Below are 23,442 nucleotides of genomic sequence, written 5' to 3' on the forward strand. Positions count from 1 at the left end.
TTGATCACATCATTTGCTGGTTAATCCTGAAATCAAAAAATTGACACTGGAATAAAATTGTACCTAAGATTTTTTGAAAATTCAATTTATCAGAATTTGGAAGCAGCGTATGACATTTAATAATATATTTAATATATTGATAATTAACTTGCAACACAATCATTAATCATACGCGATACGATTTGGTATGATTTTAATCGTCTTGCAGGAATTCAACTTTGATTAATCCATAATAAGTTTATAATTTAGAGTAAAATTTCAACCATGCGTTTTTCAATCCTATTATTTTTTGTTCTAAGTGCCGCATTTTTAAAGGCTCAAAATTACAGTATAAAAGCTTCTGTTCTTATCTGGGTAGAGACACAGGAAAGTCCTGCTAGCATTACACTTAATTGGATTGCAGATCCTGATGCCACGAATTATTATGTTTTCAGAAAGACAAAATCTGCAACAAGCTGGGGCAGTTTTATTGCCAATGTATCGAAAGATTCTACCCGATATGTAGACAAAAACGTGGAAGTGGGTAAAGGCTATGAATATCGGGTCTCCAAGGTTAGTCCTGTGTCAAATGGTTTTGGATACGTGTATGCCGGGATCAAACTACCCGAAACAGATAGTCGTGGAAGTATCTTGTTGTTGGTTGACAGTTTAGTCAATGTTAGCTTGAAAACAGAAATTGATATTTGGAAGGCCGACGTTTCCAATGAATCCTGGAATGTATTGACTTATGTGCCTACTTCTAAAAATACGGTAGTTGAAATACGAACAAAAATTGCAGATTTGAAGCGATCCAATCCGGATTTAAAGTCTGTATTCATTTTGGGTCATGTTAAAGTACCATATTCAGGAGACATAGCACCAGATGGACATACAGACCATGTAGGAGCCTGGCCTTGTGATTCTTACTATGGTGAATTGGATGGAAGCTGGACCGATGTAATTGTTGATGATGTCAGTGCTGGAAGAGCTGCAAATAAAAACATACCAGGTGATGGAAAATTTGATCAAAGCAGTTTGCCCAGTGATGTGGATTTAGAAGTAGGTCGCGTAGATTTTTTCAATATGCCTGCGTTTTCAAAATCTGAAATTGAATTGTTGAGAAGTTATTTAAATAAAAACCACAAATGGCGCACCGGACAAATAAACGCAGTCCGAAGAGGCATTGTATTAGACAATTTTAATTTTGCCGGAGAAGCATTTGGTCAAAGTGGCATGAAAAATTTTTCCGCATTTTTCGGACCCTCAAATGTTGAATACGGTAATTATAGAGATAGTTTATTAAAAAAATCTTATTTGTGGTCTTATGGAGCAGGTGGAGGTTGGTATGAAGGTGCAGGAGGGATCAGTACCACGCAAAACATGGCCGTTGATAGTTTACAATCCGTTTTTACATTCTTATTTGGCAGTTATTTTGGTGATTGGGACAGTCCGAATAATTTTTTACGTGCAGCATTGGCCAGTGGAACCATCCTTAGTAATGCCTGGTCAGGCAGACCTTTGTGGTCTATGCATTATATGGCAATGGGAGATCATATTGGATTGTGTGGTAAATTAAGTATTAATAATTCCAGTCTGTATCAGGCAGGATTTGGAGCGCGGTCCACTCATGTTGCTTTAATGGGTGACCCAAGTTTAATTATGTATCCGATTGCAGCACCTGAAACATTAGAAGCAGTTGAAACAGGTCCGCACATCGATTTAAAATGGAGAAAATCTAATGAGGCAACTCATGGTTATAATGTGTATCGCAGAATTACAGGAAATTCCATCTATGAAGTTTCTGCAAGAAATGTAATGGATACTTTTTATCGAGACATGTGCCCATTTAATGGATTTAAATATGAATATTTGGTAAGGGCTGTTAAGCTTGAAACAACGGCAAGTGGTAGTTTTTATAATTTATCTGCAGGGGTGAGGGATACGCTCACAAAAGTTTTAAGCGTGACCCCAAAAGCAGATTTTACATTTACTAAAGATTATGAGTTTGTACATCTAAAGTCAGAATCTAAAAATTCACGGAGTGTAAAATGGATTATTGGAAAGGACACTTTGGCCGCTACAGAAGTAGATGCCGTTTTGGATTGTGACAAATCCCCTCAAAGCATTTGTTTGATTGCAATTGGTGATTGTGATGAAGATTATACCTGCAAATCAATAAGCTTTGATTGCAGCATTCCTAAAATTTCAAAAATAAAAATTGATAGCATATTATGTCATGGTGATAAAGCTGCAATTGAAATAGAAGACTTAATAGGTGCTGATCCTTTTAGTTTTAAATGGAGCACCGGTGAAACCAGCAATAAAATCGCAAATCTGGTAGCGGGAAATTATGATGTAACGATCACTTCTGCCAAGAATACCAATAAAGTGTATAATTTTAATATAGTAGAACCTGCATCTTTGAATGCAAATTATAGTATTCGATCCGCAACACCTGGTAAAAATGATGGTGGAATTAGTAATCTTATCATTACAGGAGGAGTAGCACCGTATACTTTTAAAATTCTCAATGAAAACCCGGATTCTCTGAAGGCTGGTGACTATAATTTAATCATTACAGATGCAAATAATTGTACAACTACCATTAAAATTACCATTCCGGTACGGACGGCAACAATTAATCCCGATGCATCCTTTGAGATTTATCCAACGATAGCCAAAGAGTATCTATATATTAAGTATAAAAACCAATCTGCGATCCGTAAGATGCGCTTATTAAACCTTCAGGGAGTCCCAATACGAGATATTTCGACATCGGAAAGCAGGATCTATATTGGTAAGTTAAGTCCGGGCTGGTATGTCATTCAATGCATTACCGCTAAAGGAACAGAGGATGTACGGTTTGAAAAACTGTAAAGGATCCTATTAAAGTACACGCTGTAATTTTCAAAATATTATTTTGATTATCAATAAAATAATCATAAATTTCAAATTTATATTTGGTAAAATTAGTTCTTCAGCTTAAAATAATTAGCCTGTGTTTTGAAAATCGTAGGCTTTGGAAATATCCAACCGGACCTTGTTACTATTATGGTACGTTAAAAAAATATTAAATAGTACGAAATATTTCGTAGATTTGTTCACTGTTTTAATATTTGTATCACCAATTGTATATATAACCCATGAATAAATTAATTCATAAACCTACTGACGGCGAATTAGAAATCCTGCAGATTCTTTGGAAACTAGGACCTTCTAGCGTTAAAGCGGTTAATGAGCTTTTAAATGAGCACAAGGATGTTGGTTACACAACAACCTTAAAGATGCTTCAGATCATGTATGAAAAAGGCCTTTGTGTTCGGGAAGCAGAAGGGAAATTGCATATTTATAAACCAGCCATTAAGGAGCAACAGGTAAAAAAGAATTATTTAAAAGATATGATAGATCATGTTTTTGATGGTTCACCGATGGAGATGGTTATGCAGACTTTAGGAAACTATAAGGCATCACCGGATGAAATTAATGATCTTAAAAAATTATTAAAAGACCTGGAATCCAAATAATGAAAACAAGCGGCCACATTGAAGCAACTCCTTGGCAGGAACTTTTTGCCTCAACCTTAATGCACTCCTTATGGCAAGGTGCACTGATCGTATTAGTGATGTGGTTATTGCGTATTTTTTATCGAAAGAACCCAAAGGTTTTATATACGCTATCCCTTTCAGCACTGATTTTAATTGTTATTACAAGTGTTTTAAATTTTGTTAGTTTGGTTTACAAACCCTCTTTGCAATTAATTTCAATTACTGCTTTTATTCCAAATTTAGATCAGGACCTTGCATTACAATATATAAATCAAATATGGTTAATTGGTTGCATTGTTTTTTGTATACGATTTGTGTGGAGCCATATTTACATTAAGCGACTGATTCATGTATCGGATCGATTGGCAAGCGATCCATGGACCCTTGCATTCCAAAAAGTATGCAAACACTATAAAATACAAAGGAATATTTTACTCCTCCAGAGTGATAAAATCGGAAGTGCTTTTTTAACAGGAGTTATTAAACCAGTAATTTTAATTCCAACTGCCTGGATTAATCAGTTAACTGCAAAAGAAGCTGAATGTATTTTAGCTCATGAAGTCTCTCATGCATTGAATAAAGATCATTGGGTCAATTTAATGATGAATTTAATTGAAATTGTTTATTTCTATAATCCGGCAGTTCATATTTTGCTCAGTCATTTAAAACTCGAACGCGAATTATTGGCCGATGCATCTGCTTCCAATTATATTAATTCTAAATTGGAGTATGCAAAATTAATTATTAGAATAGAAGAGAGTTCTGGTTTAATTCCAGCATTTTCACTTCCATTTTTTAGACAGAAAAAACAATTGCGAAAGCGAATTGAAACGGTATTAAATATTTCTGGTACTAAAAATGAAATGTATTCCGGATTTGCAATTATGTTGCTTATGACGGGAATGGCTTTTATAAAAATGAATCCCCTGACACAAGTTTCAGTTTGTAATGAGGAAATTATTACAGAAGCACAAGTGCAAAATGTGGCCTGTCTTGACAACAAAATATTTTACACTAAGCAAACAGATAAAACAACTAAACCTCAGAAAGCAAATATTAAGAAAAGGGTGATTAAAAAGCGCATTTATAAATATGAGCCATTAAATACAAATCAGGACTTGGTTTTTGAGGATCCATCAAATCATGGTTTTAATGTTGAACTAGAAAAAGCGATTCGAAATGAATTGAATCAGAAAACAAAAACGATAGTTAAAATAAAACAGATTGATTCAGAACCAAATCATACAACTGATGGGGGATCCTGGATTGTCACAAAACAAATTCGTTGTTATGCACCTGAAGATGACCGCACCATTATCATTGTACGTATGAATAAGAGCGCAGAAAGTCTTGTTGAACCTGAGCACGAAATGATGGATCCTGGAACGATTCAGCACGACAACAATCAAATAAACTAATTTTTTTCATTAATAAAATAATTGCATATGAAACAGTTAAAATTATTTTACCTAATCATGTTGCTTCCATTAACGGCATTAATAGCGCAAGGGGAGCAAGGTAAATCTAAAACAAAGTACATTATTAAAAAAGTAACCGTTGAGAATATTGACGGAAAGGAAACGCAGAAAGAAGAAATTGATACGGTTGATTTCATGTCAATGGATCCTTCAATGGATAAGGATATTCAGGTAATAATTAAAGATGCAAAAGGAAATACCTTGTCTGACGGTGAAACGCATGAAATGATGTTTCATGGAATGCCGGAAATGGAAAATCAAATGGAATGGCATGAGCTTGAAATGGAAAAAAATGTAACACCGCCTAACAAAGCAGTATTGGGGGTTCAATTAGAAAATGTTAATGGAGAAAACGGAGCCCAGGTAATTGAAGTATTCGAAGGATCTGCTGCAGAGAAAGCAGGAATTATGGAAGGAGATATAATTTTAGCTATTGAGGGTAAGGAAACAAAAAATGTAGATGCCGTAATAGAGCAACTTTCAGATAATAAGCCTGGAGATAAAGTAAAAGTCAATATCTTGAGAGGAACAAAAGTTAAAAACCTTAATGCCAAGTTGCAAGAACGCAAAGAAGAAGCTATCAGTATGAAAAGCTGCAGTCCGGGGATGGCTAAAATGAAATGTTGTAAGCCGGGAGAAGCAGGCTCAGGTGAACGGAAATGCATCATCATTAAGAAAGATAAAGATGGAAAAGAAGTGATTGAAGAGATTAAAGGCTTACCTGGTGCAGGCAGTAATATGAAAAAAATGATCATTATTAATGGTGACGATAAAGATGTTAAAATAATTAATGGTGATGGCGCCAACCAGCAAATCGAGATTATTAAAAGTGAGGGTGGTAAATCTGATTCAAAAGAAGTGGTAGTCCGTAAAGAAAACCAACAATCTTTAAATGTAGAATATTTAACCAGCAGTCCAAATCCCAGCAATGGACAAATGAAAATTAACTTTTCCGGTTTGAAAGTTCCAACCACGATACAGGTACTTGATTTAAATGGAAAAGAAGTTTATAATGAAAAACTGGATGTATTTGACGGAACGTATAATAAGGAAATAGACATAAAAAACGAAGCGAAAGGAACTTTGATTCTTAAAATAAAACAAGGGGATAAAGTTTTAACACAAAAAATTATAGTAGAATAAAATTTGGCTTTCTTCTATCTTTGTTTCAGTAGCATAGTTTAATAAAATTAAACGAAATCCGGGAGGGAACTTCCGGATTTTTTTTTATAAGTTAGCAAGCCGATTTAAATTTTTCAATACAGAGTGATGGTAATTTCAATTGGTATTCGATCGGAATGAATTAAATGGAATTGCTTCCTAACAGCTTTCATACACCCTTCACGGATTCTGATGCGGCTTAAAAAATTTTTATTGTTGAATAAAATATTAAAACGATGCGAATTGAACTAAGGAAAAGAATGCGAATTGTAGCAATTATTTTGGCTTCGATAAGTTTCGCAATTCTTTGTGTAGCGATTTACAAATTGTTTATTGTAAATTAAGCGAATCGTTTATTTATTATAGCTATCAGCAATATCTGGATTTTAATTTCCATTCTATAGATTGATTGCCGTAAGCTTGTTTGACGTTGAAAGCGAATATTATTTCCCTTCAGATTTTCCGATATAATGTTTATGTAATTCAGTGACTTTTTTCTGAATATCTCCCATGCGATCTTCATTCCAGTTTTCAAAGCTGGTTTTGGGTTCGGTGAATGCCAAATGCGCGTGATATTCCCAGATTTCTCGGACATCTTCATAAGCCAATTGAAAAACCGGGTATCGAATATTGTCTGAAATGCAGTTGATGGCCTGATGTTCCTGATTTAATTGCAGTCGCTTATAGACGACCCCGTCTCTTTGGGAAACCACGATGTAAGGTTCGTCGTTTTTAATTTCATTCAATCGTTCGACATATTTGCAGATCACGATTGATCCTGATTCCATTGGGAGCATAGAATCCCCTTCAATTTCAAAAGCCCTGTAAAACCCTTTTAATGCCGGAAAATGCAATCGTGGTAATTCACTGACGAATTCTGGATCCTGAAAATTTTCAATATATCCTGCGGCAGCTTTGGTTCGGACCAATTCAATATTGCCTTTTTCTTTTTGATCAATGGTCATTGCCAGGATTTTGACATTTTTAGTACTCACTTCATCCCAGCTTAGTTTTTCCATTTGCCGGGTGAGCAGGGCTTCAATTTGGACCTCATAAGCTTTTGCGATTTTAATCAACAGGGCCATATCGGGTTCAGTATGTCCTCGTTCATAATCTCCAAGGGTTGTCCGTGGAATGCCGATTTTATCGGCTGCCTGTGCTTGCGAATAGTCCATTTTTTGACGTAGGAAGCGAAGATTTTGTGCCAGGAACATGTAGTTAAACTTTAGTACGGCTCAAGTTAAGGCAAATTTGACAAACAAAAAACTTTTTAACAAAATATCGACTATATTTGCCGATATAATCGACTGATTAATTTAATTATTAGCTATGTACGACCGTGCGATTTTGCACATGGATCTGGATGCTTTTTTTGTCTCAGTGGAATGCATCAAAAACAGCAGTTTGCTGGGGAAGCCAATTATAGTGGGAGGCTATAGTAACCGGGGTGTAGTAGCGGCCTGCAGTTATGAAGCCCGTGCTTTTGGAGTGCATTCAGCCATGCCCATGAAAATGGCCTTGCGGCTTTGTCCGCAAGCGCAGGTTATCCGGGGAGATATGGATTCCTATTCCAAATATTCTGGGATGGTAACCGAAATTATAGCGGAGGAAGCGCCGATATTTGAAAAAGCCTCCATTGACGAATTTTACCTGGACCTCACCGGCATGGATCGCTATTTTGGCTGCATGAAATGGTCGGGAGAATTAAGGCAAAAGTTAACCCGCGAAACAGGACTGCCGATTTCATTTGGGTTATCCGTTAATAAATTGGTTTCTAAAGTGGGGACCAATGAAGCGAAACCCAATGGAGCCATCCAAATTGAGAAAGGAACGGAGCGTTCATTTCTTTCGCCTCTCAGTACTGCAAAAATTCCGGGAATTGGAAAAGAAACCTATAAACGATTAAGTTTTATGGGTGTGCGGACAATTCATATTTTAAGTCAGATACCGGTACCCTTGCTTCAACGGGAATTTGGCAATGACAGTGGCCGCCATTTATGGGAACATGCCAACGCAATTGACGAACGGCCGGTTTTGCCCTATCACGAACAAAAATCCATTTCAAAAGAGCGCACCTTTGAACAGGATACGCTCGATATTAAACGGATTAAAATTTTATTGCTGGATATGTGTGAAAAACTGGCATTCGAAATGCGGCAAAGCAATCGGGTGTGTTCCTGTGTAACAGTTAAAATACGTTATGCAGATTTTAATACCTATTCCAAACAACGGCGCATTGCATATACTTCACAGGATAATACCCTGCGACGTGTGTGTTATGAATTGTTTGACAGCCTTTATGAAAAAAGACAATTGATTCGATTGGTTGGATTAAAATTTAGCGGCTTGGTACACGGTCATTATCAAATCAGTTTATTTGAAGATACAGAAGAACAAATAGCCTTGTTGCAACAACTCGACCACATTCGCAAACGCTGGGGATCCGGATCTGTAATGCGTGCAGCTGTGTTGTGAGAGGTGGAGAGTCTGTAGTCTATAGAGAGGAAGTCTGAAGGCTTAAAGAATTCTACAATTCTACAATCTTGTAATGTTGCAATTTTGAAATAAAAATTGAAAATTGTATTTTGGACTTCGAAGAGAAAAAAGAAATGTTCATTAACCATTTATAATTTACCAGTAACAACTTACAATTATCACCTAACACCTAAGCCGGGATGGAAAGCCAAATTAATTTTCTTTTAGACTTCTTCTCTATAGACTACAGACTTCCTCTCTACAGTCTATCCAAACGAATCACGAAGAAAAAAGGGCCAATTGTTTTGAATTCGATTGTTCCAGTTCCAATAAAAATTTTTTTCGCCACAGTCCGCCTGCATATCCGGTAAGATTTCCATCGGAACCGATGACCCGGTGGCATGGAACCAGTATGGCAAGTTTATTGGTGCCATTAGCATGAGCGACAGCACGAATGGCTGCAAGATTCCCCAAACGAATCGCTTGTTGTTGATAGCTGCTGGTAGTTCCAAAAGGAATTTTTAGCAATTCATTCCAAACCTTTTTTTGAAAATCAGTACCATAAAAAGACAAGGGAACCGTAAATGATTTTCTTAGTCCGGCAAAATATTCATTCAATTCTAAAATGAGTTGATTCAATAAATTAGAAATATTAAAATGAATATCAAGCGGATCTTTTTTTAATCGCAAACTTAATTCAGCAATTGTTAGATCGGAGCCATCGATAAATTCTAAAAAACAAATTCCGGAATGATCAGCACTAGCTAATAATTTTCCAATAGGGGATTCAATATAACAAAAGTCTAATTGCAAATCTTAAAAGTCAATGATAATTGCAAATATAAACGGATTGTAATGGTAAATAAAATGAATCTATTTGAAATAATTAATAAAAATAGATTTAGAACCCCCTTAAATATTTGCTGGTTTGCACATTGGAATTTTTGTGCTATCCCCAATGAATTTTTGTATTGGTAACTCTAATTTTATTAAACTTCCTTGACCTTCTATTAATTTAATACTTTGATTAACGGGTACATTATAAAAGGATTGCGTTTTTTGAGTTCTTGGCCAAGTAATGCTTAATTCGTCTATAACATCCGCTTGACCCAGGCCGATATCTTTTCTCAAAGAAGTGCTTCCAAAACTGCCACCTGAATTTACGACGCGATAAATGGACCTCTTAACTCCATTTTCAGTAATAACGATTTTAATTCTGGCACCAAGCGCAGAGCGATTCGACTCTTTACCTTCTAAAAGCAGATGTAACCATCGATTGTTATTTTGACCAGGATTTAAATAGAGTGAATTATGAAAATAATCACCAGGGTAAGCACCTCCGATAATAACATAAATATCCTGATCACCGTCGTTATCGATATCCGCTATGGCTACCGCATGTCCTTTTTGAAGATTTGCAACACGTGCAACTACAGAAATATCCATAAAACTGCCATTTCCAGTATTTCTGAATAATTTATTTGGAACAATTGCTTCAAATTCAGGATTGCCGGTAGCTAAATACATATCCAGATATCCGTCATTGTCAATATCACCAAAATTGCAGCCCATAGTGAAAACAGGATAATCAAGTCCGGCAGCTTTTGAAACATTGGTAAAAGTTCCGTTTTTGTTATTTTGATACAAGTACATTTTGCTCCCGGTGTGTGGAATTCCTAAAGCATCGGAGCACATCGTATGTGCTATAGATTTGCCAAAAGCATATCCACTCACAAAAATATCCAGCCAACCATCGTTATTATAGTCCCAAAACCAGGTAGGAAATGTTTTGATTTTAATATCATCTAAACCGGCCTGATGTGTCACATCAATAAATTGTGGAATTCCGTTTTTGATTCCGGTATTTCTAAATAATCTTTGATTTCCAGCTGCACTGGATATGTAGATATCTTCTAAACCATCATTATCATAATCACCGGCACTAACTCCTTTTGTAAAATCTATAATCCGACAACCTGCTTTAGCAGCGGATTCTGTAAACGTCCCGTCTGTATTATTAATGAAAAATTGACTTGGGTAGATTGCTTGTTGATTGGATGTTTCATTACCAATAAATAAGTCCAACCAACCATCTTTATTGAAATCTCTCCAAACAGCTGCCTGAGTTGGAAAATAACACAACAAACCTGCTTGAACGGTTACATCTGTAAACGTGCCGTCCCCATTATTTTTAATTAATGAATTCGGTTGTTCGCCAAACTGCTCCATCCATCCACCTCTTAAAACAAAAATATCCAAATAGCCATCATTATTATAATCAACTTGCATGATGTTTAGTCCACCATTTAATTTGCCTAAATTAGAGCTGTTGGACTGATTATTAAAACCACCTTTGCCATCATTGGTAAAAAAATGCATGGGTTCTGTTAATCCCCAGTCAGAAGTTACAGCGTCTAATAAATTATCATTATTAAAATCATCAACAATTAAACCGCCGGCCATGTTTTTTGTATTCAATCCAAGAAAAGGAGCAATGTCTACAAAGGGTTTAAAAGGAACTGTGACAGGATCTTTATCAAGATTTCCAATTAAATATTTTTGAGGTACCGAAGCCGGATATTCTCCAACAGTCATATAGGCAATATTTAATAGCCAACGGGCTGAATAATCATCAGGAGTTCGGTCTAAAATATTTGTAAATAACTTGATGGCAGTTCGCGAACCGGATTGATCTTTATGAATCCCGGTGCCTTGAATTGGTAATAAACAGGATTCAGCAGTATGGTTGTTGATACAATTTTGGCGTTCTCCCATTCTTAAATATGCTAAAGCCAATTTACCCATTAAAGTAGCAGTACCACTGCCATAAGGATCCTTTAATTTACTTGCAACCAATTCAAATGCCTGAATTGCCTCACGTTCTCTACCCAAAGCCAAGAGGGTGGTTCCTTTGCCGAAGAGACATTCCATTGTCTCTTCAAAACTTAAATTAATCTTCAATAAAGAATCATAATATATCAATGCATAATTAGGAAAGTAAAAATTTTCTTTGACTGAATTTTTTTTGAAGGTTTTTTCCAAAAGCCCGACCATGTTAGTAGTGGGATCTACAGTCGGTTTGCATGCGATTATTGAGAAAAAAATAAAGAAAAAAAGTCCAATTTTAAATTGAAATGACTTAATCATATTTGATATAATTAAATATAAACAACATTACATTACTACCTAAAATCCAAAAACCTAAAAAGACAGGTTAAAGGTATTTATTAAATTAAAATTCAAAAGTTAAGATCTACCGGAAAGTAAATAAATTAAATTAAAATCTGTTTAATACCATTCAAATTATAATAAATCAGTATATTTAACTGAGTTTAGTAATTTTAAAATTTTATTGAATAACATTTTTCTAAGATCCGGCAAACTGTTTATTTTATAAAATACTGAATTTGCTTTTGACTATTTTTATAGCAAAACATATTAAATTTAATTGAATAGAATTTATATATTACATTAAGTTCTATGCTTCGTATTTTTCAAATCATTCTAAATTAAAATGAATAAGCAATTTGCAAAATGGAAAGCCTTTTTTAATCCGGAACACTATCAGGGATGGGGTAAATCCAAAAATTATTTTGAAGGGTGGTATTTTAAATTGCTAAATGCAGCTTGCGATCAGGCATTGGCTATTATACCGGGCATCTCCATGGATCCGGAAGGAAAGCAAGAAGCATTTATTCAAGTTTTAGATGGAAAATTGCATAGCTCGAACTTTTATCGATTTGACGGCGAGGTTTTTAAAGCTAAACCAGGAACATTTGATATTCAAATTGAAGGAAATCGCTTTTCAGAAACGGAAATTATCCTGAATTTGCCTGAAATAAAAGGGACCCTTCAGTTTGAAAATTTGGTTGGTTGGCCTAAACCCTGGTATTCTCCGGGAATTATGGGACCTTATGCATTTGTACCCTTTATGGAATGTTATCATGGAATTGTCAGCATGGATCATACAATCAGTGGACAACTGATTTACCATTCTAAAGTACTCGATTTTCAAAATGGGAGAGGCTACATTGAAAAAGACTGGGGACAGTCGTTTCCTTCGTCCTATGTTTGGATGCAATCCAATCATTTTAGTAAACCAGGAATTTCATTTAAGGCATCTGTAGCAAACATACCCTGGATTCGAAATTCTTTTGTTGGGTTTATTGCCGGCTTGTGGTATGAAAATCAGCTCATTCGATTTACTACGTATAATAAAACAAGTCTTCGAAAATGTAAAATAACATTGGAACAGGTTGAACTGATTTTAGAAAACACGAATTATTTATTGGAGCTTAATACACAGAGAAACCAGGCAACTCAACTTGCGGCGCCCATTCAAGGAGTTATGGATGGAAGAATTGAAGAAAGCATGAACTCTCGAATCGCAGTGCGATTGTATTCCAAAAAATTAAGACAGGTTGTATTTGAAGATACCGGTCGTTATGCAGCTTTAGAAGTTGCAGGTGCCATCGAAGAAATTCAGAAGTATTAAAATTTATGAATAGTTAAAATTATTTAGAGCTATGGTTTCTTAATAAAAGATCCTGATAAATTCTTTCATAATTTGGCAAGGTCAGCTGAAGTTTTTTTGCTAAGTGAACTACATAACCCGTGAGGGACTCTAATTCAGTTTCGTTTTTATTGATAAAATCTGAATGCATGGAAGTAGTTGTTTCAGGTGGTAAAAAGAATACCCTGTCCAACACAATATTAACAATATTGGCATCTACAGGAATGTTTAATTTGTCAGCAACGGACCTAAGTTCATTAATTAACAAACGTAAGGTTTCAACATGATTAGTATGTTGACGAAACTCGCCGATGTTTTGATTTAACCAACTGGTTAAACTGGCTACGGGGGAAATGAAGAAAAATTTCTCCCACATTTCTTTTACGATTTCAATTGTATAAATGGAGGGAATAGCGGCCTCGTGCATTAAATTATGGAAAGTACTCAATGCATCAATCGCTTTGGAATCGGTTCCAAAAAAAAATTTTGGTTCAATTCCGCTTACCACAATTTCACCAGGAGCTATTTTTCTTGAAACGATATAAATACAAGCATTCCAAACCGGATTGTCAGGAAATATTTTTTTAATATGCTCAAAACTGTCAACACCATTTAAAAGAGGTATAAAAATGGTATTTCGATGAACACAAGTTTTGATTGAATGCAGTGCGGATTCTAAACCATAGGTTTTGGTACAGCAAAAAAGAAAATCAATAGGTTTTATAGATTCCGGTTTATCGGTCGCATGATTTGGTTTTGCAACAAAATCAAGGCTAGGAGTTTTAACGTGTAAACCATGCTCTTTAATTTGTTGTAAATGATCTCCGCGACATATAAAGCTTATAGTAACATCTGGATTTTTTTCATAGTGTTTTGCAAGCATACCACCCAGATATCCTCCAACGCCTCCCAAGCCTAAGACAGCGAGGTGTTTCATTATATTAAAAATTAAGAATTAAAAGGTTAATAGTAATTTTTAATGCTTATTTCAAATATTTTTCCAACCAGGCTTGAACTTCCTGATAAAAGAATCTGCTGTTTTCTGCTTTGAGTATCCAATGATTTTCTTCAGGGAACACAATTAGTTTGCTAGGAACTTTTTGACGCTGAAGAATATGCCAGTTTTCGATTGAATTATTAAGAGGCACCCGATAATCCAATTCACCAACAGTCACCAGCATAGGTGTTTTAAATTGGTCAGCAAAATTAAACGGATTTTGTTCTTTCCATGTTTTTGCAGCACTCCACGGCGTACCGCCATTCATGGTTTCACGATTGAATATTGCATCACTGGTTCCCCATTGCGAAATGCTGTTTACGAGTCCGGCATGACTGATCAAACATTTGTAATGCGAGGTAGTTGCCTGCAACCAATTTGCTAAATGGCCACCATAACTGGCTCCCCCAGCAGCTTGTTTTGTACCATCGATAAATGAAAATCGCTTTATAGCATCTGCAGCTGCTTCATTGATTTCATCGCCAGGTCCTTTAAAAGGATCCAGTGCAATGTCTTGTGAAAATTTTTCTCCATATCCGGTTGAGCCTGTGAAATCAGTTGCCAACAAAATATATCCAGGTTTTGCTAAAAGCTGATAGTTCCATCGGTAAGACCAGTTATCCATCCAGGATCCCGCCGGTCCTCCATGAATTAATACCAGCAAAGGATATTTTTTTGAAGCATCAAATCCAGCAGGCTTAACCAATACACTTCGGATTTGCTTAGCTCGACTTGATTTAAACCAAATTTCTTCTATTGGATTTAATTCCAGTTCGGAGAGCTTTAGTTTATTAAAATAACTAAGACTGTAATGAGATTTTTCTTCTGTAATGCGAACTACTTCGGGTGGCATGGTAGCCGATTCATAATTTCCAACAACAATTTCAGGAATGGTTTTAGAGCAAGACAAATTTGAATATGAACCAATCGATTCTTTACTCTGTTTATTGAGACCTGAATTTGAAATATTTATAGTATAAATTACATTATGTCCGCGGTCTTCTACTGCTAAATATAATTTATTCGGCGCTACACAATAACTTTGAATGGGTCTGTCTAATTTTGAATTCAAAATTATTTTATTTTTCATTGAAGGCCAATCAAAACGGACAATACGATTTTGATTATATACTTTATTATTATTATTCTGACTGTAAAAACAAATTAAATAATTACCATCTAAACTGAAATCAGGATTTTCATAATTTTCCTGACTGGAAGTTATTTGGTTTGCTTCACCCCCTGATATTGATACGCTAAATAACTGAGAAGTAGGTTCCTGGTAAGCTGCGGTATTGTTGTTTGTTGATGCTGCGAATACAATTTGTTTGCTATCCGGAGTCCAGGATGCACTGAAAAAGGAAAATCCGGCTTCTTTACTAATGGCTACATTTGTAAAAAGATTCAGTGCCATGCTATCCGGATGTACAGCCTGAACAAATAGATGTGTTTGTTTTTCATCCAGCCAGTGGTCCCAATTTCGAATTGGAAAGCTAGTATATACCCGAGCTTTATATTTTATTTTTTTCTTCTCATCAATCATTTTCTTATTAGTAGAATCCGCATAGCATAATGGATAGACCTCACTGGTAAATAATATTTTTGAACCATCGGGACTCCACTTCGGACCGGATGCACCGCCTGATAATTTGGTTAGTTTTTGTGCTTCACCGCCTTGAGCTAAATTAAGTGTATAGATCTGGGATTCTTCTTCTCCATCCCGCTTGGCTACAAAAGCGATAAATCGACTGTCAGGGCTCCAGGAATAAGCGCTTTCTCCGGCTTTTCCAGCAGTAATTTTACGAGGCGGAGCGGATGCATCAGATGGAACGATCCATAAATCATTTATTTGTTCTTTGGAATCATAAGAGGGTTCCAATACACTAAACACAACCCATTTTCCATCCGGACTCATAGCTGGAGCACCGACGCGTTTTAACAGCCACATGTCTTCATGTGTAATGGCATGTTTACTTTGAGCAAACATTAAATGGACACTAAATAGTAGTAAATAGAATGCAATTCTTTTCATGTTGTTAATCTAAATTAATATCTAAAGGAAAAAGTATAAACTACTTCGGATGTTTATTATAATTGTTTTTGATACTATCAACTTCATGTTGATCGGGTGAATTATGTTTTGGTGCTTCTTCTACTTTTTTATTAGAAACACCGCTTACGGTCTTATTTTTAGTACATTGACAGGAATAATTTAACATGCCAACCAATAACATGCTAAAATATAATAATCTTCTTTTCATCTTTGAATTTTTTGTTGCCTACAACTTCCAATAAATAATGACCTGCGATCAAATTGGATTTGCTAAAACTTAAATTGTGAGTTCCGGAAACTAAAAAATCATTGTAAAATTCTTTTACAATTTTTCCTTGATTGTCCAAAAGTCTAATTGATATTTGTTGCGCGGCATTTAAATTGAAACTATAATTAAAACTATTGTTTATTGGATTTGGAAATACAGTTGAATTTAATTCTTTAGGGGTACCATTTTCAGTTGCACTAACAATAGTATAAATTTCAGCGATAGCACTTCGGTATGTGTCGTAACGGCTTTCACTAGGTACATCACTTCCATAGGATCCATTGATCCATATTCTTGGGTAGGTAGAATTACTATATTGCCTGCACGAACCAATATAATCACCCCATCGCTCGGTGGTTCCATTTAAGAGATCAACATAAGATTCACCAGAATTGACTAATACGGAAGCAGACCAATCCATATTCTGATCACAAAAGACAACCCGAAATTGGGGATAAATATCATCTCCACTTCGCAAAAAGCCAATCATTACGGATAAGTCATTTTTATTGTTTGCATAACAGGTAAGGCTAGGATACGCATAGTCATAACTTCCTTGTAAACCAAAGGTGCTGGATTCTGCTTTTAAAGTTTGCACTGTAATTCTATGGTAGTTAATATACCCCCAACCATTTCCTTCATTGGTATTGTGAGTGACGTGTATAATTCCATTTAGATAAAAAGCACCCAATATCCTGCTGTCTCCGGAATCCAACACATCATTGGTTCCAAGTTGTCCGGCATTTCCTGCAGGGGCATATGGGGGTACGGTAATGGTATAACTGGATAGATTTGGATTACCGGTAGTTGCATCATCAATATACCAGAGACGTAATTTATCAGATCCACCCGATTTTGCATTTACAAGATAAATTCCAGGCCCAGAATTACCTTTTAATCCATAGGAAACAGGATAAAGTGAAAACGCATTGATAGGTGTATTGCTTAATCCGGAATAATAATAATATTTCATGGTACCTCTGTTATAAACAGATGTTTTGTCAATTTGATAAATGATGCTTTCATTTGAAACACCATCGTCACTAAAGAGATTGCCGGTAATGACAATATCGCTGGTTGATTGGCCCAAACCCGGATAATCAAACCAGGAATTGCTGTTGGTTGGATCCCCATCAAGCGTATAATAATACCATCCGTCGTTTCTCGGGTTATCGGAATAAGAAATGGCCAACAATACTTTTGAAACATTTGCCTTACTACCATGAAGCACAACCAGAATAAATCGATTTTTATCAGAATCGAAGATTACTTTAGGATCATACAGTTTACTGGTTATATCATTTCCTGTAAAAAAATCAGACCAATACTTCCCTGTGAAATAAGTGCCAGTAGAACTATAATATTCAATTCCATCATTATTAACGGCAACTATATTTCCTCCGGTAGAAATAGCCAATGAATTATCCGGAGGTGTTCCGTTAAGCATCCATGGACCTTCAAATTTTCTTGAAATTACAGGATCAGGAGTTAACAAGGCTGGTTCCTCTGCGGGACCTTTATACGTTTGTTTTTTAGTTTGATTCCATTGTTCTTTAATGGCTTTAACATCCGGACTCTCGTGTTCGGTTACATTAAAACGTGTATTAATTTTAAACCTCCAATCGCCTTCCGGTTTATTATTTGCATCGTGTGCAACAAATTCTTTTTTACTTGAATTCCTTTGTCCTGTTGGTTCAGACGAAGCAGTTGGTGCAATAATCAATTCCTGACTATTGATTATTAAATTATAAAAACAAAATAATGCCAACGTTAAATAATATTTCATTCGTTGAAATTTTATAAAATTAATTTATCAGATTTACTAAAATACCAGGCTAACCAAAAGGAACTTAATGTCCAACCCAGAAGGAGGTCAATCATTTCAGCTTTAATATAATGCCATGGAAAAGAAAACCAATTCATATCATCCAGTATGCCTTGAAATAGTGCAAATAAAGCAAAGCAGATGGAAACAGCAAATCGCATAGAATATTTTTCAAAGGCACCAAAAGTTAAAACAAAAGCAACCAAAAATCCGGAAAGAAGCGCATACAGTAATCCAAGCAGTAAATATGACGCAGACATACCGTCCATTCGTTGATGATAAAATATCATGGCCCAGGGTTTACCCAAATTTGCTATCATGAGTGCTTCTTCATCTTTTTCTTTCGTTGGACTATTTGGGTCGGCACAAGGGATCATATAAAGTCCGTCTTCGGTTAAATTCTGATTTAACACATCCAATATGGCCTTGCTGTTGGAAGTGTATTGACTGAAGTCATTGTGAAAACCACCCATCCACATAATGGATTGAAAGGCAAAATAGATAAAGCCAGCTACCAAGCCGCCAATGGCTATTTTTTTCATTTGTTTGAATTTTCGATTAAAAATAATAAATTCTATCTGAAACTTAAAATACTTCTATTTGGCCGGACAAAAAGTATCCATTTAATAGCCTTATTGATTGCTTAAAACATGTGTTTTCTTTCCGATTAATTTAGTTTCTGAATAACTTATAAGAAATTTTTTAAGCATCGTTGAATCTGCAACCGGTTCTTTTATTAATATATATCGTGGTTTAGATTCTAATATTCGAACTGCTTCCTCATTTAAATTAATTTGAAGTGCTTCCAAATGTTCCGAATTCCAAAGCAAAGAGGCATGAATGTAAGGACTAGGACTTTTTAAATTTAGAAGATAATAGAGAATGTGAGCAGAATTACCAGCGTAAATCCGTTCTCCGGGTTTTAGTTCCTTACTTAAGAAGGTGTACAGTTCAGTAATATCTGTTTTTCGATTATAATAACTTTGTTTTTGAAAGTAGAATATCAGTGGAATTAAAATTATACAAACTGATGCGATCCGTCTTTTATTTTTTATTAATGCATTCATTTTAAAAAGATCAAGACTGCCAAAACCTGCTAAAAGACTTATTGGAATCATCAACTGAATAAAATAATGACTGAATCCCTTTCCAGGTAAAATGATGATAATTAAGTCATACAAAATCCATATATAAAATAAAATAGAGATTAAATCAGAACGTTTCCTTAGTTGAAGTATTCCGGCAATTGCAAGTAAGATCCAAATAAAATAACGACCACAAAAATCACCAATAAATATCAGGCTGTTTGATACAGTAATATCTGAAGGATATCGACTCAAAACATCAAAATTGAAATAAAAAAATTGATCCAATAATTTATAATGAATGAAGTAAGTCAACATCAGACATCCCGGCACAGCAAAACCTATTAGTAATTTAAGAAGTTTGAAAAGGAGTTGGCGGTTCAGGTTATTTTGTAGAAATGATTGAATGATTAAAAACGATCCAATAACACCTGCTTCTGATAAGGCTACATATTTTGTTATGAAGGCAAATCCCAACAACAAGCCGGATAGAATTTCTATGTGTTTGGTTTTATTAAATAAAATCAAATAGATTGCAGCTAAAGTAAACAGATTGAAGTAAATTTCTGTATTTGGGCTTACCCCCCAGTTTTTAAAAATTGAAACAATTAAAATATATGAAATACTTCCGAACCATGATGCATTTGGGTTCTGCGTAGTTTTAAAAATAAATTTAAATATAAATAATGCAGTGATTCCAATCCATAGTGATGCAAGGAATCGCGTTATACCAATTGAACCAAAGCTTAAAAACTCTAATAATTGATAAATCCAAAAGATCCCGATGGATTTGGTGTCAATGACATCTTTTAGATAAATGGAACCTTGTGATAGATCTCTGGCAATAATCAGATAGGTAGACTCATCGTGATCAATAACTGGTGGAAAAAAACTCCAGAACCTGAAAAAGGTTGCTAAAACAGGTAATATAAATCCAGGATGCCTAATAAATTTTTTCAAAGGATCAAATTTCTAATAAGTTTTTATAATACTGCATTAATTGATCCTGAATTGAAGCATTGTTGAAATGTAATTCAGCATACTGATAGGTTTTTTCAATAGATGATTTTTTGAATGCTTCATCTGTAAGTATTTTTTCAATTTGAAAACAAAGTTCTTCCGGACTATCAGGATTAAAATAATTGCAAAAAGGTCCACCAGCTTCCGGTAAGGAAGAACTGTTACTTGTTATAATTGCAGTTTTACTAAATGCAGCTTCAAGGATTGGAATACCAAATCCTTCATAGCGCGATGGATAAATAAAGATTTCGGCCGATTGATACACAGCACTTAAGTCCTGAACACTTCTTAAATTATGAATAAATACAATTTGATTTAATAATTGAAGTTTTTCTGCTTTCTTTAATAATTCTTGTTTGAAGTCAACGTTTTTCCCAACAATAACCAATGGAATTTTGAGCTCATTGGGAAGTAGAGCGTAAGCATCAATTAAAAGTAGTAAATTTTTTCGCGGTTCAATACTTCCCACATATAAATAATATTGACTGGGTATTTTGTATTTTTTCAGGATGCTATTTTTGTGAGCAGCTTCTTTTTCTATATTGAACTCCGGATGGCAGCTTTGATAGAGCACTTTAACTTTATCGGGATTCGTTTCGTAGTACTTGCAAATGTCTTTTTTAGAACTTTCTGAACAAGCCAGGATAAGATCAGCTTGTTTACATGCGTATTTGCATTTTATATTGTAGATTATTCGGTCTGTTAAAGGGTAAGTGTCAGGATATATTTTAAAAATTAAATCATGTATTGTTACAACCGATTTTATTTTATTTCTTGGAAAGTTAAATGGAATTTCATTGCTTAAACCATGGTATAAATGAATTTCATCCTTAATTAGATCTGTGGTGATGCCAAAAGACCGCCAAAACGCTTTTAAAAAGGTGGAAGGGAGGTGTATATTAAATGATTTTGATTGAAAGGAATTTAATAGGTCTTCTTGTTTAATGGAAGGAGTATATAAATGAAAATTAAAATCTTGATTCTGTACAGGCAGTCCATCCAACAAATTCCTGCTGTAATTTCCCAGTCCGGTAAAATTATTGAACAATCTTTTAGCATCAAATCCAATATTCCACTGCATATTATTTACTATTAGGAGAATTTAGATCTGAGACTTTATAAATCGCATAGTCTTGTGAATTAAATATACAAGGATAATCTAATTTAATTTCTGTGCCGAGTACTCTTTTAAGAATTACGACATACTTAAGTCCTAAATTTATAGCTGCCTTCATATAAACTTCGTCCATAATTTTTTCATTTGATTCAACCCAGCCTTTTCGGTGAGCAAAATACATAGGCGTTGGAAACAATCCGCTATTTATCATAATTAAATCTGTCCCGTTAGAAAACTGGTCCAGGTCTTTCTCAAGAGATATCAAGTTGGCAAATGGTTCTTTGATTCTAAAGTCATGTTTTTGATTGACAAAACCTTCGAATCCAATGGCAATTAAAATTAAATATTTGAAACTACTGTTATTAATCAAACTCAATCCGGATGCAGCAAACAAACACATTACAGGCACAAATGGTATGATGTAATATTCGTGATGAGCGAAAGTCCAGCCGGATTTGCACATGACTATAAAAAAAGCACTTGTACAAATGGAAAAAACATAGCGTAATAATTTATTTTTTTCAAAAATAGATTTAATCAAACCGATTGTAAAAAATCCAAATGCAATGTATTTAATTCCTGAGGAATAAAACTTTTTTAAAGATTCTGACCAATCAATAATAAGTTCCTTGAATCCTGCCAAAATGGGTTTTCCCATGAAAAAATGCCAAAAGCCATACTCAGTTACTAAGTTTGGAACCCAGTAAAAATACCAAAAAGCTGGAAAAACGAGCAATATCAAACTGGTTAGAATGAAATTAAGTTTAACTTGAAACGAATGGTTATCCTTGAAAATAAATACCAGAAAAAGTACTAATAAATATCCAGAAGTTAATTTACTAAGAATCCCAATACTTGCTAAAAGGAAATACAATATTAGATTTATTTTTTTTGCGGGATTGTCAAAATAATTTGTACCATAGTATAATGCTGCAAGTATAAAAGACATTGAAAATGTATCTGGCATAATTTTTCTGGAGTAACTAAACCAAATAGAAAATATTAATATAAATGTTGCATTCTTAGCAATTTCTATTGTAAAATATTTTTTAAGGAGGAGGTAAAAATACCACATCCCAATGCTTGAAATAATTAAGTTTATAAGGCGGCCATACCAATGTTCGTAACCAAATATTTTAGATACTATAAAAATTAAATAATTAAATACTGGAAACTCCATTCCAGTAATTCCTGTTTTTTCACCTGCTATATCTAATCTTGGATAGAAAATATTCGCATCAGTTTCAAGGAAATTTCTAGAAACCATGCAAACGGTAGTTTGTCTCCAATTATGAGCAAACTCTAGAGGAGGTCTTGTAATCCCATGGAGACGAACTGCAAAGAACAATACAATCCAAAAACGTATGTCTGTAAGAATATGTAAGAAATTAGTTTTCAATAGACTCCCATATTAATAAATTCAATATGTGGGTCTATAGATTTTAATTCGCCCTCTTTTTAGTGTTTCCAGATCAATTGGGCTGAGGCCAACTTTTTTTCCTGAGTATCCTGTATTTTGGTGTGCCAGGGTAAAAGAGGTATTTGAAAGTACTTCATAAATAATGGCAGTATGATGTTTCATTTCTTCATGAAAGGTGATGCCGTTTTTGATGTACTTGAGTTTTACGCGTTCAAACTGAATGATATCTCCAGGATAAATTGTATCTTTTTCTAATTCAAGCAATTTTCCAAATTTGTATTGATGATTCCATGTGGCCCCGGCAAGTTCTAATGCTTGAGCTGCCAGGTCCCAACATTCACCTCGATCTACTTTTTTTCCGATTTTAGACTGAACGAATTCCAAAATTTTTAAATTAAGTGGTGGAATCGAATCAGAACGCAACAAAGCATCCTGCTGTGCTGAAAGTCCGATGGGAATCCAGCTGCAGAGTAGGAGCAAAAATTTTAGCATGTTTTTTAAACCGT

General features: G+C 34.8%; 18 protein-coding genes. 6 read left to right on the forward strand and 12 right to left on the reverse strand.

All coding sequences use genetic code 11. The features are described 5' to 3' along the window. The first annotated feature begins 264 nt into the window (after positions 1 to 264). The 4 genes from IPJ80_06265 (at position 265) to IPJ80_06280 (ending at position 6,145) form a co-directional block, all read left to right on the forward strand. Entirely contained in the window at positions 265 to 2,856 is a 2,592-nt protein-coding gene (locus tag IPJ80_06265) for a T9SS type A sorting domain-containing protein (protein MBK7913086.1), read from the forward strand. 266 nt (positions 2,857 to 3,122) lie between these two features. Then, positions 3,123 to 3,503 carry a BlaI/MecI/CopY family transcriptional regulator gene (locus IPJ80_06270; protein ID MBK7913087.1) on the forward strand — a complete coding sequence of 127 codons (381 nt, stop codon included), beginning with the start codon at positions 3,123 to 3,125 and terminating at the stop codon, positions 3,501 to 3,503. Then, on the forward strand, positions 3,503 to 4,942 hold the full coding sequence (locus tag IPJ80_06275) for a M56 family metallopeptidase (GenBank protein MBK7913088.1): 1,440 nt from the start codon (positions 3,503 to 3,505) through the stop codon (positions 4,940 to 4,942). Before IPJ80_06270 ends, IPJ80_06275 begins: the two co-directional genes overlap by 1 nt. A 27-nt stretch (positions 4,943 to 4,969) precedes the next feature. Next, positions 4,970 to 6,145, forward strand: coding sequence for a PDZ domain-containing protein (locus IPJ80_06280; GenBank protein ID MBK7913089.1), 1,176 nt, complete (start codon positions 4,970 to 4,972; stop codon positions 6,143 to 6,145). A gap of 461 nt (positions 6,146 to 6,606) precedes the next feature. On the opposite strand, the gene IPJ80_06285 is transcribed toward IPJ80_06280, so the two are convergent. Further along, positions 6,607 to 7,338 (reverse strand): helix-turn-helix domain-containing protein, encoded by a 732-nt coding sequence (locus tag IPJ80_06285; GenBank protein MBK7913090.1) that lies wholly within the window; start codon positions 7,336 to 7,338, stop codon positions 6,607 to 6,609. A 154-nt stretch (positions 7,339 to 7,492) separates the two neighbouring features. On the opposite strand from IPJ80_06285, the gene dinB reads away from it, so the two are divergent. Beyond that, positions 7,493 to 8,638, forward strand: a complete 1,146-nt coding sequence (gene dinB, locus IPJ80_06290) for a DNA polymerase IV (protein ID MBK7913091.1) — start codon at positions 7,493 to 7,495, stop codon at positions 8,636 to 8,638. 279 nt (positions 8,639 to 8,917) lie between these two features. Here dinB and IPJ80_06295 read toward each other — a convergent pair whose 3' ends face one another. Together IPJ80_06295 and IPJ80_06300 are read right to left on the reverse strand one after the other, a co-directional pair. Beyond that, the gene (locus IPJ80_06295) at positions 8,918 to 9,451 is read right to left on the reverse strand and encodes a methylated-DNA--[protein]-cysteine S-methyltransferase (protein MBK7913092.1); all 534 of its coding nucleotides are present in this window, start codon (positions 9,449 to 9,451) and stop codon (positions 8,918 to 8,920) included. A 99-nt stretch (positions 9,452 to 9,550) separates the two neighbouring features. Continuing rightward, positions 9,551 to 11,785, reverse strand: coding sequence for a VCBS repeat-containing protein (locus IPJ80_06300; protein ID MBK7913093.1), 2,235 nt, complete (start codon positions 11,783 to 11,785; stop codon positions 9,551 to 9,553). A 367-nt stretch (positions 11,786 to 12,152) separates the two neighbouring features. Here IPJ80_06300 and IPJ80_06305 point away from each other — a divergent pair, with 367 nt between their 5' ends. After that, positions 12,153 to 13,133: a hypothetical protein gene (locus tag IPJ80_06305; GenBank protein ID MBK7913094.1), complete on the forward strand. Its 981-nt coding sequence runs from the start codon at positions 12,153 to 12,155 to the stop codon at positions 13,131 to 13,133. A gap of 19 nt (positions 13,134 to 13,152) precedes the next feature. Here IPJ80_06305 and IPJ80_06310 read toward each other — a convergent pair whose 3' ends face one another. From IPJ80_06310 to IPJ80_06350, 9 genes are all read right to left on the reverse strand, one after another. Then, complete coding sequence (locus IPJ80_06310) at positions 13,153 to 14,088, reverse strand: 2-dehydropantoate 2-reductase (GenBank protein MBK7913095.1); 936 nt, start codon at positions 14,086 to 14,088, stop codon at positions 13,153 to 13,155. 46 nt (positions 14,089 to 14,134) lie between these two features. Next, a complete protein-coding gene (locus IPJ80_06315) occupies positions 14,135 to 16,180 on the reverse strand; it encodes a S9 family peptidase (GenBank protein MBK7913096.1) in 2,046 nt (681 codons plus the stop codon). A gap of 40 nt (positions 16,181 to 16,220) precedes the next feature. Beyond that, positions 16,221 to 16,409: a hypothetical protein gene (locus IPJ80_06320; protein MBK7913097.1), complete on the reverse strand. Its 189-nt coding sequence runs from the start codon at positions 16,407 to 16,409 to the stop codon at positions 16,221 to 16,223. Beyond that, complete coding sequence (locus tag IPJ80_06325) at positions 16,384 to 18,255, reverse strand: T9SS type A sorting domain-containing protein (protein MBK7913098.1); 1,872 nt, start codon at positions 18,253 to 18,255, stop codon at positions 16,384 to 16,386. Before IPJ80_06325 ends, IPJ80_06320 begins: the two co-directional genes overlap by 26 nt. An 11-nt stretch (positions 18,256 to 18,266) precedes the next feature. Beyond that, positions 18,267 to 18,836, reverse strand: coding sequence for a hypothetical protein (locus IPJ80_06330; protein MBK7913099.1), 570 nt, complete (start codon positions 18,834 to 18,836; stop codon positions 18,267 to 18,269). 90 nt (positions 18,837 to 18,926) lie between these two features. Beyond that, positions 18,927 to 20,339 carry a hypothetical protein gene (locus IPJ80_06335; protein ID MBK7913100.1) on the reverse strand — a complete coding sequence of 471 codons (1,413 nt, stop codon included), beginning with the start codon at positions 20,337 to 20,339 and terminating at the stop codon, positions 18,927 to 18,929. A 4-nt stretch (positions 20,340 to 20,343) separates the two neighbouring features. Next, positions 20,344 to 21,480 carry a glycosyltransferase family 4 protein gene (locus IPJ80_06340; GenBank protein ID MBK7913101.1) on the reverse strand — a complete coding sequence of 379 codons (1,137 nt, stop codon included), beginning with the start codon at positions 21,478 to 21,480 and terminating at the stop codon, positions 20,344 to 20,346. A gap of 1 nt (position 21,481) precedes the next feature. Continuing rightward, positions 21,482 to 22,915, reverse strand: coding sequence for a glycosyltransferase family 39 protein (locus IPJ80_06345; GenBank protein ID MBK7913102.1), 1,434 nt, complete (start codon positions 22,913 to 22,915; stop codon positions 21,482 to 21,484). Positions 22,916 to 22,936: 21 nt separating this feature from the next. Continuing rightward, entirely contained in the window at positions 22,937 to 23,428 is a 492-nt protein-coding gene (locus tag IPJ80_06350; protein ID MBK7913103.1) for a CHAP domain-containing protein, read from the reverse strand. Positions 23,429 to 23,442 lie beyond the last annotated feature (14 nt).

Source organism: Saprospiraceae bacterium (assembly GCA_016714025.1).
In the GTDB taxonomy this organism is placed as follows: Bacteria; Bacteroidota; Bacteroidia; order Chitinophagales; family Saprospiraceae; genus Vicinibacter.

Coding starts and splice junctions, on each gene's coding strand:
- IPJ80_06265 (MBK7913086.1), top strand. CDS start 265: ATGCGTTTTTCAATCCTATTATTTTTTGTTCTAAGTGCCGCATTTTTA.
- IPJ80_06270 (MBK7913087.1), top strand. CDS start 3,123: ATGAATAAATTAATTCATAAACCTACTGACGGCGAATTAGAAATCCTG.
- IPJ80_06275 (MBK7913088.1), top strand. CDS start 3,503: ATGAAAACAAGCGGCCACATTGAAGCAACTCCTTGGCAGGAACTTTTT.
- IPJ80_06280 (MBK7913089.1), top strand. CDS start 4,970: ATGAAACAGTTAAAATTATTTTACCTAATCATGTTGCTTCCATTAACG.
- IPJ80_06285 (MBK7913090.1), bottom strand. CDS start 7,338: ATGGACTATTCGCAAGCACAGGCAGCCGATAAAATCGGCATTCCACGG.
- dinB (MBK7913091.1), top strand. CDS start 7,493: ATGTACGACCGTGCGATTTTGCACATGGATCTGGATGCTTTTTTTGTC.
- IPJ80_06300 (MBK7913093.1), bottom strand. CDS start 11,785: ATGATTAAGTCATTTCAATTTAAAATTGGACTTTTTTTCTTTATTTTT.
- IPJ80_06305 (MBK7913094.1), top strand. CDS start 12,153: ATGAATAAGCAATTTGCAAAATGGAAAGCCTTTTTTAATCCGGAACAC.
- IPJ80_06310 (MBK7913095.1), bottom strand. CDS start 14,088: ATGAAACACCTCGCTGTCTTAGGCTTGGGAGGCGTTGGAGGATATCTG.
- IPJ80_06315 (MBK7913096.1), bottom strand. CDS start 16,180: ATGAAAAGAATTGCATTCTATTTACTACTATTTAGTGTCCATTTAATG.
- IPJ80_06320 (MBK7913097.1), bottom strand. CDS start 16,409: ATGAAAAGAAGATTATTATATTTTAGCATGTTATTGGTTGGCATGTTA.
- IPJ80_06325 (MBK7913098.1), bottom strand. CDS start 18,255: ATGAAATATTATTTAACGTTGGCATTATTTTGTTTTTATAATTTAATA.
- IPJ80_06330 (MBK7913099.1), bottom strand. CDS start 18,836: ATGAAAAAAATAGCCATTGGCGGCTTGGTAGCTGGCTTTATCTATTTT.
- IPJ80_06340 (MBK7913101.1), bottom strand. CDS start 21,480: ATGCAGTGGAATATTGGATTTGATGCTAAAAGATTGTTCAATAATTTT.
- IPJ80_06350 (MBK7913103.1), bottom strand. CDS start 23,428: ATGCTAAAATTTTTGCTCCTACTCTGCAGCTGGATTCCCATCGGACTT.